The sequence below is a fragment of the Dermacoccus sp. CCH2-D9 genome (assembly GCF_001556795.1).
Taxonomy (GTDB): Bacteria; Actinomycetota; Actinomycetes; order Actinomycetales; family Dermatophilaceae; genus Dermacoccus; species Dermacoccus nishinomiyaensis.
Window position 1 is genome coordinate 1 of record NZ_LSJT01000028.1, and the last position, 13,508, is coordinate 13,508.

General features: G+C 70.2%; 14 protein-coding genes. 2 read left to right on the top strand and 12 right to left on the bottom strand.

What is annotated here, in order from left to right; translation table 11 throughout:
* The 11 genes from AX669_RS02155 to AX669_RS02205 all read right to left on the bottom strand — a co-directional run.
* On the bottom strand, positions 1-252 hold a 252-nt coding region (locus tag AX669_RS02155; protein WP_304438399.1), incomplete at its 3' end, for a cytochrome c biogenesis CcdA family protein.
* 72 nt (positions 253-324) lie between these two features.
* Positions 325-774 (bottom strand): TlpA disulfide reductase family protein, encoded by a 450-nt coding sequence (locus tag AX669_RS13200; protein WP_051805394.1) that lies wholly within the window; start codon positions 772-774, stop codon positions 325-327.
* Between the two features lie 152 nt (positions 775-926).
* Positions 927-1,682 (bottom strand): hypothetical protein, encoded by a 756-nt coding sequence (locus tag AX669_RS02165; RefSeq protein WP_196826333.1) that lies wholly within the window; start codon positions 1,680-1,682, stop codon positions 927-929.
* 285 nt (positions 1,683-1,967) lie between these two features.
* Positions 1,968-2,516 carry a hypothetical protein gene (locus AX669_RS02170; RefSeq protein ID WP_038566122.1) on the bottom strand — a complete coding sequence of 183 codons (549 nt, stop codon included), beginning with the start codon at positions 2,514-2,516 and terminating at the stop codon, positions 1,968-1,970.
* A gap of 268 nt (positions 2,517-2,784) precedes the next feature.
* Positions 2,785-3,309, bottom strand: coding sequence for a carboxymuconolactone decarboxylase family protein (locus AX669_RS02175; protein ID WP_038566125.1), 525 nt, complete (start codon positions 3,307-3,309; stop codon positions 2,785-2,787).
* Between the two features lie 43 nt (positions 3,310-3,352).
* Positions 3,353-3,721: a metal-sensitive transcriptional regulator gene (locus AX669_RS02180; protein ID WP_171969963.1), complete on the bottom strand. Its 369-nt coding sequence runs from the start codon at positions 3,719-3,721 to the stop codon at positions 3,353-3,355.
* An 11-nt stretch (positions 3,722-3,732) separates the two neighbouring features.
* A complete protein-coding gene (locus tag AX669_RS02185) occupies positions 3,733-5,898 on the bottom strand; it encodes a heavy metal translocating P-type ATPase (protein WP_038566131.1) in 2,166 nt (721 codons plus the stop codon).
* A gap of 44 nt (positions 5,899-5,942) precedes the next feature.
* A complete protein-coding gene (locus AX669_RS02190; protein WP_006944980.1) occupies positions 5,943-6,548 on the bottom strand; it encodes a YdhK family protein in 606 nt (201 codons plus the stop codon).
* A gap of 114 nt (positions 6,549-6,662) precedes the next feature.
* Positions 6,663-6,935, bottom strand: coding sequence for a YHS domain-containing protein (locus tag AX669_RS02195; RefSeq protein WP_006944982.1), 273 nt, complete (start codon positions 6,933-6,935; stop codon positions 6,663-6,665).
* Between the two features lie 52 nt (positions 6,936-6,987).
* Positions 6,988-9,255 (bottom strand): cation-translocating P-type ATPase, encoded by a 2,268-nt coding sequence (locus tag AX669_RS02200; RefSeq protein WP_006944948.1) that lies wholly within the window; start codon positions 9,253-9,255, stop codon positions 6,988-6,990.
* A 146-nt stretch (positions 9,256-9,401) separates the two neighbouring features.
* On the bottom strand, positions 9,402-9,611 hold the full coding sequence (locus AX669_RS02205) for a heavy-metal-associated domain-containing protein (RefSeq protein WP_006944934.1): 210 nt from the start codon (positions 9,609-9,611) through the stop codon (positions 9,402-9,404).
* 150 nt (positions 9,612-9,761) lie between these two features.
* Between AX669_RS02205 and AX669_RS02210 the strand changes: the two genes are divergently transcribed.
* Positions 9,762-10,202: a DUF6153 family protein gene (locus tag AX669_RS02210; protein ID WP_156444893.1), complete on the top strand. Its 441-nt coding sequence runs from the start codon at positions 9,762-9,764 to the stop codon at positions 10,200-10,202.
* Between the two features lie 212 nt (positions 10,203-10,414).
* Positions 10,415-11,920, top strand: coding sequence for a multicopper oxidase family protein (locus AX669_RS02215; RefSeq protein WP_058731094.1), 1,506 nt, complete (start codon positions 10,415-10,417; stop codon positions 11,918-11,920).
* 337 nt (positions 11,921-12,257) lie between these two features.
* Here AX669_RS02215 and AX669_RS02220 read toward each other — a convergent pair whose 3' ends face one another.
* On the bottom strand, positions 12,258-13,238 hold the full coding sequence (locus AX669_RS02220) for an Abi family protein (protein WP_038566154.1): 981 nt from the start codon (positions 13,236-13,238) through the stop codon (positions 12,258-12,260).
* Positions 13,239-13,508 lie beyond the last annotated feature (270 nt).

Genomic DNA, 13,508 nt, shown 5'->3' on the forward strand with positions numbered 1-13,508 from the left:
GACGAACACGACGCCGAAGCCGGCGACGAACAAGACGGTCCCCGCCAGCGCGCGCCACATCCTCGTCCGCGGTCGAGCGGCCACGATCTCGGCGGCCGACAGGCCGGTTGCGTAGGAGATATATCCCGGCAGCAGCGGCACCACGCAGGGCGAGAAGAACGACACGAGGCCGGCCAGGAACGCGACCGGCAACGCCAATGGCATCGCCCCGCTGACCGTCTGCGCGGCCCAGCTTCCCAGTGACTCGAGCACCAGATTTCCTTTCTCGTGGTCTGTCGACTCCCGGGCCGGCCGCAGCGCTGGTCGATGCCTGGGGCCGGTCGGCTACTTGCCGTTGGCGGTGTCGGTGATGAGCGCGGCGAGGGTGTCGCGATCCACGGGTCCGGTGATGCGGGCAGCGCTGCGCCCTGCGCGGTCGATCACCAGGGTGGTCGGGATGGCCGTGGTGGACAGCTGCCCGGAGAACTTCACCAGCTGCTTGCCCTCGGGGTCGAAGATGCTCGGGTAGGGGGTCTTGAAGGCGCGGGTGAAGGCCTGCGCGGCTTCGCGGTCGTCGCGGATGTTGAGGCCGACGAACCGGGCCGTCTTGGCCGTGTCACGGCTCGCGGCGGCGAGGTCGGGGGCCTCCTTGCGGCAGGGCCCGCACCAGGACGCCCACACGTTGACCACGACCACCTTGCCGGGATGGTCGGTGGTCACGTTCCCGCCGGTCCTGACGTCGGGCCCTTCGGCGGTCGAGGCGGGCTTGCGCTGTCCGGGTTGATAGAGCTGCACACCACACCGGAGGCCGGCCCGGCGGAGCCGTCCTTCGACGGCGAGGCGGGGTCTATGGACTTCGTGCAGCCCGCGGCCAGCCCCAGGCTCAGCACGGCGGCGGCCAGCGCAACGGTCCGGGCCGCGGTCTGTGGTCCTCTCGCTGGCATCGTCTACTCGCCCTGCTCGAACGCGTAGCTGGCCGCCGGGTCGTCGGTGGCGTCTCGCGGCCCGTAGACCAGTGAGATCTGCCGGTGGGCGGTGAGCTGGATCGTGGCGGGGTCTCCCTGGAATCGCTTCCCGTCGACGTAGGCGCGCAGGCTGTCGGTGTTGCTGTTGTCCAGTCCGCCGATGCCTTCGGCGTCGAGGCGGACCTGCCACTCGGTGAAGACCTGGCCGAGGGTGTAGCGGCCGTCGGCGGTGGGGGCCTCGACGTGCAGCACGCCGCGTTCGTCGTGGGTGTGGAGCTCCGACATCTGGCCGCTAGCGGGGTCGACGCCGATGTTGGCCGGCACGGCGATGGGCTGCCCGTTGACGCTGATGTCGAGGTGGGAGTGGAAGTGGGCCGCCGTTCCCTCCATCGGGCCGACTCGGAGGCCGACGGCCTTCGCCGCGTCAGAGGTGTTGGCGGGCAGCGACCATGGCGGCAGGTCCCGACGCCCCGCGGCGGCAGCCCCGCCGGTGGGGCCGTCGGATCCACCGCCTTGGAGGCTGGCGATGACCACCGCTCCGGCGGCGACGGCCAGCACCACGACAGCGATCGCGGCACCCGTGATCAGCCGTCGCGCCCGTCGGGCCTTGGCCTCCTGGAGCTGCATCTGCCGCAGCCGGTCCCGCGCGGACCGGCTGCTGGCCGTACGCCCGCCGGTCGAGCGCTGCGATGGCGACGATTTCGAAGACTTAGTGGATGATTTCTGGTTCTTGGTCATGGGTCTCTCAGCTGGGATGGTCGACGGCCACCGGGGAAGACGTGCCCGACGTCGCCGAGGATGCATGGACCGCTCAACTCCAGCCGGTGGGGTCGTCGCGAGTTGTCAAAGGAGTCGTCAGAGAATGGACGCCGGGGCGTCGCGAGCGTCGCGGGTCGGCACACCCGCCCACAGGTTCCGTGGTTACTTGCCGGGTCCGTGGTTACTTGCCGGTTCTCCGGCTGGGAACGGCCACGGCTGCATGTCTGCTGCCCCGAAACGGGCGCGGATGGACCTGCGACCGGCTCAGGTGCGACTGATCGACAGCTCGGCGAGGCTCAGCGGAGGGCGAGCCCAGCAGCGGAGGACCAACGATTCCATAAGAGTGCGCCGTGATGGGCGCGGAAGCGACCAGCCGCCTCCGCGGGCTGCCGGCCGCAGGCCTCCGATCCCGACCAGCAGCACCAGCAGGATCAGGCAGCCCGCTGCGACGCAGTCCATCGGACCCGGGGACGGGCTCGCCGGCGAGCCGCAGTCCGGGCCGCAGCCCGACGCCATGCCCATCCCGGAGGACACGGTCCCCATGGACAAATGGCCGGCGGCCGCGGCCGCCTGCTGGTCACCGACGTTCTTGGTCGAGAACTGGCCGTGGACCACAATGGGAGCGCTGTTCTCCGGGGAATGGCCGGTCGCCATCTCGGCAGCGCCGGCATCGGCGGCGGCGGTGCCCAGTGACGCAGACATCGAGAAATGGTCAGCGGCGCGAGCCGGCGGCTGCAGCATCAGCAGAGCTGCGACGGTGAGGACCGCGAGCACCGGCGAGAAGCGGCGCGCGATGCTCAGGAAACGCTGCACTGCCTTCCCGCCTTCCGCTCGATTCGGTGGCCCCAGAGTGCCGCGGAGCACGCCGTGGCCCCGGACAAGTATTCGGCAAACACCGGCGACATGCCAATCCGACCCGGGAGCTGACCGCCAGACCCCGCTCTGGCCGAGGCCAGGGCGACTGCTGCGAGCACGGCTCCCGCTGCCAGGCCAGCCGGTGCGAGGCCGACGACGCGGCCCGCACCCGCCGGTCGAAAGGCCCCGTGCACAGTCGGGTCGCCGAAGAGAATGCCCTCGGGCGTCAGTGCTGGTCCTCGGGTCCCAGCCCGGCGACGAGGTTGAACGCGCCGGTGAGGATGTTGAGCGCGACGACGCCGACGACGTCGGCGATCGCGCGGTCGCTGTAGCCGAACGCGCGGAGCTGGTCGATCTGCTCGTCGGTGACGGAGGTCGGCTCCCGATAGACCTGCCGCCCGAGCCGGATCATGGCCGAGATGGCGGGATTGCTCGACGTGCCCTGGTGGGCGAGGCTGATCTCCTCCTCGGCGACGCCCAGGGAGCGGGCGGCCGCGACGTGGGCGTCGAGGCACAGGCCGCAGCCCTGCTGCGCCTGCACCGCGATGGAGAGAAGCTCGCTGATTCTCCGGTCGAGCTTGGCGCGGCGCATCGCTCTACTCAGCTGCAGGTAGCCGCCGAGGACGGCCGGGGAGTGGGCCATCGTGGAGACCATGTCGCCCACGGTGCCGTGGCGCTCGACGAGCTCGCCGAGCAGGTCCCGGGACGCGCCGACGGCGGTCTCCGCGGTCAGCGGGGCGAAACGGGGCATGGGTCCTTCTCCTTCGTGTGCGCGGGTGCGCTGCTCGTGAGCCTCAGGAGCGGACGAGGCGGTTGATCGCGTCGGTGGCTTCCTGGATCTTGGCGATCGCCGCGTCGTCGTCGCCGAGCTTGGCGGCGTCGAGGACGCAGTGCTTGAGGTGGGCGTCGAGCAGCCCGGTCGCGACGCCCTGCAGGGCTCGGGTGAGCGCTGAGACCTGGGTGAGGATGTCGATGCAGTACTTCTCGTCGTCGATCATCTTGGCGATGCCGCGGGCCTGGCCCTCGATCCGCTTCATGCGCGTCAGGTAGCGGTCCTTGTCGCTGATGTAGCCGTGATGGTGGGCCGCGGCGGCGGCGACTTCGGTGCCGGGGCTGGCGGTGCCGGTGCTGTCAGTGGTGTCGGTGGTGGTGTCGAGTGTCATGGGCGTGTCCTTCACTTCTGACGCTCCAGGATCGAGCGGGTGCTGGCTTGGGGGGTGAGGTCGATGCGCCGCAGCAGCTGGGCGTTGAGGGCGACGACGACGGTGGACAGCGACATCAGGATCGCGCCGACCGACATCGGCAGCACGAAGCCGACGGGTGCGAGGACGCCGGCCGCCAGCGGGACGGAGATCAGGTTGTACCCGGCGGCCCACCACAGGTTCTGCTTCATCTTCCGGTAGGCGGCCTTCGACAGCTGGGTGACCGACAGAACCGAGCGGGGGTCGGAGCTGGCCAGGATGACGCCGGCGGAGGCGATGGCGACGTCGGTGCCCGCGCCGATGGCGATGCCGACGTCGGCCTGGGCCAGCGCCGGGGCGTCGTTGACGCCGTCGCCGACCATGGCGACCTTCTTGCCCTCGTGCTGCAGCTGGGCGACCTTGGCCGACTTGTCCTCGGGGCGGACGCCGGCGAAGACGCGGTCGATGCCGAGCTCCTGGCCGACCTCGTTCGCCACGGCCTCGGCGTCGCCGGTGATCATGACGACCTCGACACCCAGTTCGTGGAGCGCGTCGACGGCGTCGCGGGACTCCGGGCGGACCTCGTCGGCGAGTTTGAGGCCGCCGATCACCTGCCCGTCGCGCAGGACGTGCAGGATGATCGCGCCCTCGCCGCGCCAGGCTTCTGCGGATTCAGTTTCGTGCTGGCCGGTCTCCTCGAGCAGCCGGGGGCCGCCGACGCGGATCTCGTGGCCGGCCACGGTCGCTGTGACGCCGACGGCGGGCGAGGAGGAGAATCCGGTGGCCTGCTGCAGGGCGAGGCCGCGGTCCTTGGCGGCGGCGACGATGGCCCGGGCGAGCGGGTGCTCGCTGTCGGCCTCGGCCGATGCGGCCAGGGCGAGGACCTGGTTGGCGTCCAGGTCTCCGGTCGGTTCGACGCCGGTGACGGTGGGCTCGCCCCTGGTGAGGGTGCCGGTCTTGTCGAACAGCACGGCATCGACCTGGCGCATGGACTCCAGCGCGAGGCGGTCCTTGACCAGGACGCCGCCGCGAGCGGCGCGCTCGGTGGCGATGGAGACGACCAGCGGGATCGCCAGGCCCAGGGCGTGGGGGCAGGCGATCACGAGCACGGTGATGGTGCGGACCACGGCGTCGTCGGGGGACCCGGCCAGCGTCCAGACGATCGCGGTGATCAGGGCAGCGCCGAGGGCGAACCAGAACAGCCAGGCGGCGGCGCGGTCGGCGATGCGCTGAGCGCGGGAGGAGGAGCCCTGCGCCTCGGCGACGAGCCGGTTGATGCCGGCCAGGGCGGTGTCGTCGCCGGTGGCGGTGATCTCGACCCGCAGGCCGGAGTCGGTGGCCACCGTGCCGGCGGTGACCGGGTCGCCCTCGCCGCGGGCGACGGGCCGGGACTCGCCGGTGATCATCGACTCGTCCATGTCGGCGTGGCCGTCGACGACGGTGCCGTCGGCGGGGACGCTGCCGCCGGGGCGGACGATGACGACGTCGCCGACGCGAAGCTCGGCGGGGTCCACCTTGACGATGTCGTCGCCCTCGACGCGCTCGGCCTCGTCGGGCAGCAGGGCGGCAAGCGAGTCGAGCGCGGAGGTGGTCTGGGCCAGGGAGCGCATCTCGATCCAGTGCCCCAGCAGCATGATGACGATCAGCAGCGCCAGCTCCCACCAGAACTCCAGCTCGTGGTGGACGAGCCCGAGGGTGGCGGCCCAGGAGGCGAAGAACGCCACGGTGATCGCCAGCGCGATCAGCAGCATCATCCCCGGCTTGCGGCTCCTCAGCTCGCTCCAGGCACCGGTGAGGAACGGCTTGCCGCCCCAGACGTACATGACGGTGCCGAGCACCGCTGCGACCCACCCCGCCCAGCCGGGCACGGAGTACCCGAGCAGCATGGCGAACATGGGCGAGAGCCCCACCACCGGGGCGGCGATGACGAGGTTGATCCAGAACAGCCGACGGAACTGGCCGACGTGGTCCCCGTGGCCTCCATGACCGCCGTGACCGGCGTGGTCTCCGTGCTGCCCCTGGTGCGCGACGTGGCCTGCGTGCCCCGCGTGCGGATCTTCCCCGTGGCCGGGCGCGGTGGTCGCGACGGCGTGCCCGCTGTGGGCGGGCGCGTCTGCGGTGTCGCCGTGGTGGTGCTGATGCGCGTTCGGGTCTGTCATTGCTGCTTCCCTTGTCCGGGCCCTGCTCTGCGGTGGTGGCCGGCTCAGGAGGCCGGCTTGATCTCGCTCTCGACGACCCACTTGTGGTTGGTCATCTTCATGCCGCCTGCTTCGTAGTCGACCATGTAGACGGTCTCGTCGGTGGAGGAGGCGATGGTGGCCTTCGCGCCCTTCATGCCCTTCATGTGCTCGGCCTCCAGGGTGACTTCGGTGCCGTCGGCCAGCTGCTTGCTGCCGGCGTCCTTGATCTCCTGCTGGACGACCCACTTGTGGTCCTTGACCGGTTCGCCGCCGGTGGTGGGCGTGAAGTTCACCGCGTAGGTGTAGGTGTCGTACGCGCCGACGATCGTGGCCTTCGCGCCGTCCATGCCCATCATGTGGTCGGCGGTGAGGATCACCTGGGTGCCGACCGGGTACTTGGGGGAGGCGGCCTTCTCGATGCCGGCGGGCGCTGGGCCGCCGTCCATCGGGTGCTCCATCGAGGAGTGGTCCATCCCGCCGTCGCTGCTGGCCGGGGAGCTCGTCGAGCTGCTGCCGCCGTGGTGCGGGCCGGCTTTCGAGGGGTCCTGGTCGCCGGAGCTGCAGCCGGTCAGCAGGAGTGCTCCGCCGAGCACTCCTGCTGCGAGGGTCATGGTGAGGCGCTTGCGCATGTGGTCTCCTGTTCGTTGCCTTGTCCATCTCCGACCATATACCCCGGTGGGGTATATCGCAATCCTGCTGGTCCGCCGGAGCGTCTATCTGGGCGCTCCGATCCGGTGCTCGGACTACGCCATGGCGGCGGCGTACTTGGCGGGGTCGGCGTCGAAGGCCGGCCCGCAGCCGGCGCAGCAGAACCAGTAGCGCTGGCCTCGGTAGTCGCGGAAGAGGCCTGCCGCCTCGGCCGCGGTCTTGCTGACCCGGCTGCCGACCATGACGGGGCAGGTGGTCATGTCGTCGCTGCCGCTCAGCAGGTTCTCGCGGCCCTCGGCGTCGACCGCCGGGTTCGCGGCGCTGGAGGTGCTGCAGCAGCTGGCGTGGGCGTGGGAGTCGTTCGTCATCGTCGGATGCCTCTCGTGCGATCAGTTCAGTTCGGGTGGGTGGTTGTGCGGGTCAGTGCGGGGTGACGCTGCGGAATCCGCGCAGGCGGAGGCTGTTGCCGACGACGAAGACGGATGAGAACGCCATCGCCGCGCCCGCGAGCATGGGGTTGAGCATGCCCAGCGCCGCGACCGGGATGGCCGCGACGTTGTAGGCGAAGGCCCAGAACAGGTTGGCCTTGATGGTGCCCAAGGTCCGGCGGGACAGCCGGATCGCGTCGACGGCGGCCCGCAGGTCCCCGCGCACCAGAGTGATGTCGGAGGCCTCGATGGCGACGTCGGTGCCGGTGCCCATCGCCAGACCCAGATCGGCCTGGGCGAGGGCGGGGGCGTCGTTGACGCCGTCGCCGACCATCGCGACGACCTTGCCTTCGCCCTGGAGGCGGGCGACGACGTCGACCTTGTCCTTGGGCAGGACCTCGGCGATGACCTGGTCGATGCCGACCTCGGCGGCGATCCGCTTCGCGACGGCCTCGTTGTCTCCGGTGAGCAGCACCGGGGTCAGGCCCAGGCCCTTCAGGCCCTGGATCGCCTCGGCGCTGGTGGGCTTGACCGTGTCGGCCACGACGAGGACGCCGCGGGCCTGCCCGTCCCAGCCGACGGCGACGACGGTCTTGCCCTCGGCCTCGGCTGCGGCCTTGGCGGCGGCGACGTCAGGGGAGAGGTGCTGGGACCAGTCGGCCAGCAGGGACTCCCGGCCGACGAGCACGGCGTGGCCGTCGACGACGCCCTGCACGCCCTTGCCCTCGACGTTGGCGAAGTCCTCCGGCGTCGGGAGCTGGCCGGTCTCCTGGACCGCGCCCTTGGCGACGGCCTGGGCGATCGGGTGCTCGGAGGCGTCCTCCAGGGCCCCGGCCAGGCGGAGCAGCTCGGCGCGGTCGGTGCCGGCCTCGGCGATCACGTCGACCAGGGTCATCCTGCCGGTGGTGACGGTGCCGGTCTTGTCCAGCACGACGGTGTCGACCTTGCGGGTGGATTCGAGGACCTCGGGGCCCTTGATCAGGATGCCCAGCTGCGCGCCGCGGCCGGTGCCGACCAGCAGTGCGGTCGGGGTGGCGAGGCCCAGGGCGCAGGGGCAGGCGATGACGAGGACCGCGACCGCGGCGGTGAACGCCGTCGAGACGCCGGCCCCGGAGATCAGCCACGCCGCCAGGGCGACGAGCGCGATGGCGATGACGATCGGGACGAACACTCCGGAGATCCTGTCGGCCAGCCGCTGGACAGCGGCCTTGCCGGACTGGGCGTCCTCGACCAGCTTGGCCATCTGCGCCAGCTGGGTGTCCGAGCCGACGCGGGTCGCCCGGACGACGAGCCGGCCGCCGGCGTTCACGGTGGCCCCGGTGACCGGGTCGCCCGGTGCGACCTCCACCGGCACCGATTCGCCGGTGAGCATGGATGCGTCCACCGCGGAGCTGCCGGAGACGACCGTCCCGTCGGTGGCGATCTTCTCTCCGGGCCGGACGACGAACTCGTCGCCAACGGCCAGCTCTGCGGTCGGGATCTTGACCTCGGCCCCGCCGCGCAGCACCGAGACCTCCTTCGCTCCGAGATTGAGCAAGGTGCGCAGGGCCGCGCCTGCCTGGCGCTTGGACCGCTTCTCGAAGTAGCGACCGGCGAGGATGAACATCGTCACCCCGGCGGCCGCCTCGAGGTAGATGTTGCCCGCGCCGTCGGAGCGGGCCAGCGCGAACTCGAACGGGTGCTTCATCCCCGGCATACCGGCGTGGCCGAAGAACAGCGCGTACAGCGACCACAGGAACGCCGCCGAGGTGCCCATCGAGACGAGCGTGTCCATCGTCGCGGTGCCGTGCTTGAGGTTAATCCACGATGCCTTGTGGAACGGCCAGCCCGCCCACACGATCACCGGCGCGGCCAGGGTCAGCGAGGCCCACTGCCAGTAGGTGAACTGCAGGGCAGGGATCATCGCCATCGCGATCACCGGCACGGTGAGCACGATCGACCCGATCAGCCTCTGCCTCAGAGAGATCAGCTCAGGGTCGGCGTCCGCGCCTCCGTCGGAGGCGTCATCGGTCTTCGCGTCCGGGGGCTCGGGCAGGGCGGCGGTGTAGCCGGTCTTCTCGACCTCGGCGACCAGCAGCTGCGGGTCGTAGCCCGCGGGCACGGTGACCTTGGCCTTCTCTGTGGCGTAGTTGACCGACGCGGTGACGCCGTCGAGCCTGTTGAGCTTGCGCTCAATCCGGTTCGCGCACGAGGCGCACGTCATCCCGCCGATCTCCAGCTCGATGCCGGCGTCCGTGCTGAGCGGCGCTGGTGCAGTCATCCTCTGCGTCCTTTCTTCTCCGGGCTTTGAGACGTCCGGTTCGTGCGCAGGGGCGGTCATGTCGCCGATGCGGTCAGTGGTGCGCGCTCCGCCCCCGCCGCCGTCGGGGTCGACGGGGAGCGTGAGCCGCGCTGGTGGTGGTGTCGTCAGGCGCGCACGGCCGTGTAGCCGGCCTCCTCGACGGCGGCCAGGACCTTCGCGTCGTCGATCTCGCCGGAGCCCGACACGACGAGCTTGCCGGTCTGCGCGCTGACCTCGACGTCCTCGACGCCGGGGATCCCGCTGACCTCCTCGCGGACCGACATCTCGCAGTGCCCGCAGGTCATGCCCGTCACCTGGTACTCGTTCGCAGCCATCGAATGCCTCCTCAGCAGAGATACCCCCAGTGGGTACCGCGTACGAGTAACCGTATACCCCTGCCGGGTATTCCCGCAACGCGGGGGGTGCGCCTCGCCGACGGATCCTCCCTTGGAGACGGGATACGCCACCGGGGTATGCTGTGCAGCGTGGAGACCGCGACCGACGAACCCCGCCGCAGCCGGCACCGGCTGCAGCTCCTCGTCCTCGCGGCCCTGCTGATCGCCGGCCTCCTCGGAATGCACTCGCTGGCCAACGGTGCCGGGGCCATGAGCGCCCCCATGGCCTCGATGAAGCATTCCGCCCCGGCGACGCCAGCTCTGACCGCAGAGGCGGCCGTCGCCCCCTCGTCGTCGACGTCCGGATCGCATGGCATGGTCCACGGCTCCGGCGGCTGCGCGGGTGCCATGAGCAGCGGCTCAGGCTCCACCTGCGTCCCCGGGCCGACCGGCAAGAGCATCCCCGTCCTTCCGGCCCCGCTCGCCGCGACCCTGCCCGAGCTCGGCCGCGCGCCCGAGCCGGTGCCGCCTCTCCAGACGCCCCGCCGATTAGCGCTGTCGCACCTGGAACTGTCGATCTATCGAACGTGAGCAGCGGGGAGCGCCCCCCAGCGGCGCTCCTGCCCATCGGGGCATGCCCATGCGCCTGCCCTGCATCTGCGACGGCATCGCGCCCAGATGGCGCTGACCCCTCTCCCGAGAGCCCTCGAGCCTGCGCATCCGATCACCCGTGGTCGTCGAGCGCGTCCAGGCCGATGCCCGTGGCACCGCTCACCATCGACACAGAAGGACACCGTTCAACCATGCACACCGACCTGAACCGCCGCCAGTTCCTCGCCGCCGGCGCACTGACCCTCACCGCCGCAGGCCTCGCCGGCTGCACCTCCACCAGCAAGACGACCTCGTTCGTCGGGCCCGACAGCGCCGCCGTCGAGAAGGCCGAATCCAAGCGCCGCCGCACCGGCACAACCGTGCAGCGTGCGCTGACCGCCGAGCCGACCACCGTGGACCTGGCCGGGAAGGAGGCGAAGACCTGGGCGTTCACCGGCGCGTCGGCGACCGAGCCGATCCGCGGCAACATCGGCGACACCCTGAAGGTCGCCCTGACCAACGATCTACCCGACCCGACCACCGTGCACTGGCACGGCCTGGCACTGCGCAACGACATGGACGGCGTGCCGAACCTGACGCAGAAGCCGGTCGAGCCAGGCGGCGCGTTCTCCTACGAGTTCGTGCTCCCGCACGCCGGGACCTACTGGTTCCACCCGCACGTCGGCGTCCAGCAGGACCGCGGCCTGTACGCCCCGCTGATCATCGACGACCCGAACGAGAAGGGCGACTACGACCAGGAGTGGATCATCGTCCTGGACGACTGGCTCGACGGCGTCATCGCGACGCCCGACCAGGTGATGAAGGAACTCGGCAAGGGCATGATGGACCACGGCGGAATGGACATGGGGCCGATGCGGATGGGCAACACCCTGATGGGGGCGACCTCGCCGCTGCTCGGCGGCGACGCCGGCGACGTCTACTATCCGCTCTACCTGATCAACGGCAGGCCAGCGGCCGACCCGGAGACCTTCACCGCGAAGCCGGGCCAGAAGATCAGACTGCGGATCATCAACGCCGGCGGCGACACCGCCTTCCGGTTCGGCGTCGCCGAGCACCCGCTCACCATCACCCACACCGACGGCTACCCGATCCAGCCGTTCGAGGCCGAGAGCGTCGTGCTCGGCATGGGCGAGCGCTACGACGCCGTCATCACCGCCGGCGACGGCGCGTTCGCCGTCGTCGCCGAGGCCCTTGGGAAGCAGGACCAGGCCGTCGCCGTCCTGCGCACCGGATCCGGCAGCGCCCCGGCCAAGGACGCGAAGCTCCCGCAGACGAAGGCTCCCGCCACCGCGGCCGACCTCAAGGCCATCGATGCGGTCGCCCTGCCCCAGCGCGCCGCCGACCGCACACTCGTCCTCGAGCTGACCGGGGGCATGGAGAAGTACGACTGGGCGATCAACGGCAAGCGCATGGACATGGAGCAGCCCATGCGCGACGCCCTCGGCCTCAAGGAGGGCGAGCGCGTCGCGCTGGAGTTCAAGAACTCGACCAAGATGTGGCATCCGATGCACCTGCACGGCCACACCTACCAGCATCCCGGAGGCGGGCCCCGCAAGGACACCTCGATCGTCCTGCCCGGCAAGACGCTCCGCGTCGAGTTCGACGCCGACAACCCCGGCCGGTGGCTCAGCCACTGCCACAACGTCTACCACGGGGAAGCCGGCATGATGACGACGATCGCCTACCAGCAGGGCTGAACTCCGGCCGGACGTTTCTGGGTAGGACCAGTCATCAGCGGCGGGGCCGCGTGCTCTGTGGTTGCACGGCCCCGCCGCCGTTGCCGTACCGCTCGCTAGTGTGCATCGCGGATGCGAGACAGCAGCGCGACCGTTCTTTGACTGCTTTCGCGTCCCATCGAAGATGCAGCGTCGACAATGGCAGGTTTCGGCGGTGCTCCGAAGACGCGTCTCGAAGACATCTCCTTGACGGGACGAGACGAGGCCCCCGCAGTCATGCGGGGGCCTCGGTCTCAGAACTCTGTCTCACTGCCCCTGTCTCAACAAGCACCTTTACGAGACTTGATCGGCGTCGAGCTCACCGCCACAGGTCCAGCGACTCCCAGCCGTCGGGGACGCCGATCGATCCGACCGTCAGGGCGTGCGACGCTGGGAACGCTTCGAGCAGCTCGGCTAGCCGGCGAGGCCACCCGGACTCCGGGGCGACCGTGAGCAGGAGGTAGGCGATCACGGCCAGCGCGTTGTAGGTGCCGAAGTCCTTCTTCGGCGCTTCCGGCGCACGGAGGTGATCGAGCATCGACACCAGCCCTGAAGCAGGACGCGACGGCGCGTTCTGAAGCTTCCGATTGAACAGCCGCGAGTGGTGGGCCGCCACGTTGCGCACGTAGTTGAGGCTGGCGAGCCAGCTGGCCATGAGCTTCTTCCTCGGGACGCCGAACGCGAGGGCGAGCTCTTCGGCATCCGGCTGGAGCATTCCCCTGTACAGGCTCGACAGCTGTCCGAGCTCGAGGAGCTCGGTGAGGGCCCAGACCGGCATGCGATCGTCGTACTTCTCCCGGAAGTGCGCGACGAACTGCTCGTCGGACCCGTCCCGCCGATCCTTGACGCGCTGCAGCCACTTCACGTGCGAGCTGGGCTGCGGATCGCGGCTGTCCGTGCCCGCCTTCGTGAACGAGTCGTCGAAGGCCGCCGGGTCCTCATGGGCGAACGCGGAGGACCTGCCGAGGACGTACCCCGCCTGCATCCGCACCGCGACCTCGATGCGCTCGACGCCTTCCATGACCAGCATCCGCAGTCGGCGGTCGAAGTCGATGATCGTCTCGGCATGGTGAAGCGCGGTGCCGGGCAGATACCTGTTCAGTACCCGAGTTCGCTCGCGACCGTCGTCGGTGTACTCCTCGGCCTCGAGGAAGGGGTACAGGTAGCCGGTGAGTCGGTAGTAGCCGATCGACTGCAGCAGTCGGAGCGCTCGTTCTGGGTCGTCGACCGCGAGGCCGCGGTCGATCAGCCGCTCGACCTGCTGGTCGAGCGGAAGCCACTCCTTCGTGTACTCGACCACGAGCTTCCTTCAGATAGAAAATCAGCCCGCGCCTTGCGGCAACGGGCTGATCGTGATGACTCGACTCTAGCACGGGGAGCCGACGACGGGCTCCTACGAACCGGCCTGCGCCGCCCGGTGGCGATAGTAGGTGGCCTTCGACCAGCCCACCGTCTTTGCGGCCTCGACCACGCCCAGGCCTTCCGAGTCGATGAGGTGCTGGACGGTCCTCAGGTTCCTAGTGTCACGCGTCTGAACTTGTTTGACGAGTTGGGTGGGGCGATTGTAGTT

What these genes read in the sequence shown, in the direction of transcription:
- AX669_RS02165 (WP_196826333.1), bottom strand. Translation starts at nt 1,682, where the DNA reads ATGACCAAGAACCAGAAATCATCCACTAAGTCTTCGAAATCGTCGCCA.
- AX669_RS02175 (WP_038566125.1), bottom strand. Translation starts at nt 3,309, where the DNA reads ATGCCCCGTTTCGCCCCGCTGACCGCGGAGACCGCCGTCGGCGCGTCC.
- AX669_RS02180 (WP_171969963.1), bottom strand. Translation starts at nt 3,721, where the DNA reads ATGACACTCGACACCACCACCGACACCACTGACAGCACCGGCACCGCC.
- AX669_RS02185 (WP_038566131.1), bottom strand. Translation starts at nt 5,898, where the DNA reads ATGACAGACCCGAACGCGCATCAGCACCACCACGGCGACACCGCAGAC.
- AX669_RS02190 (WP_006944980.1), bottom strand. Translation starts at nt 6,548, where the DNA reads ATGCGCAAGCGCCTCACCATGACCCTCGCAGCAGGAGTGCTCGGCGGA.
- AX669_RS02195 (WP_006944982.1), bottom strand. Translation starts at nt 6,935, where the DNA reads ATGACGAACGACTCCCACGCCCACGCCAGCTGCTGCAGCACCTCCAGC.
- AX669_RS02200 (WP_006944948.1), bottom strand. Translation starts at nt 9,255, where the DNA reads ATGACTGCACCAGCGCCGCTCAGCACGGACGCCGGCATCGAGCTGGAG.
- AX669_RS02205 (WP_006944934.1), bottom strand. Translation starts at nt 9,611, where the DNA reads ATGGCTGCGAACGAGTACCAGGTGACGGGCATGACCTGCGGGCACTGC.
- AX669_RS02215 (WP_058731094.1), top strand. Translation starts at nt 10,415, where the DNA reads ATGCACACCGACCTGAACCGCCGCCAGTTCCTCGCCGCCGGCGCACTG.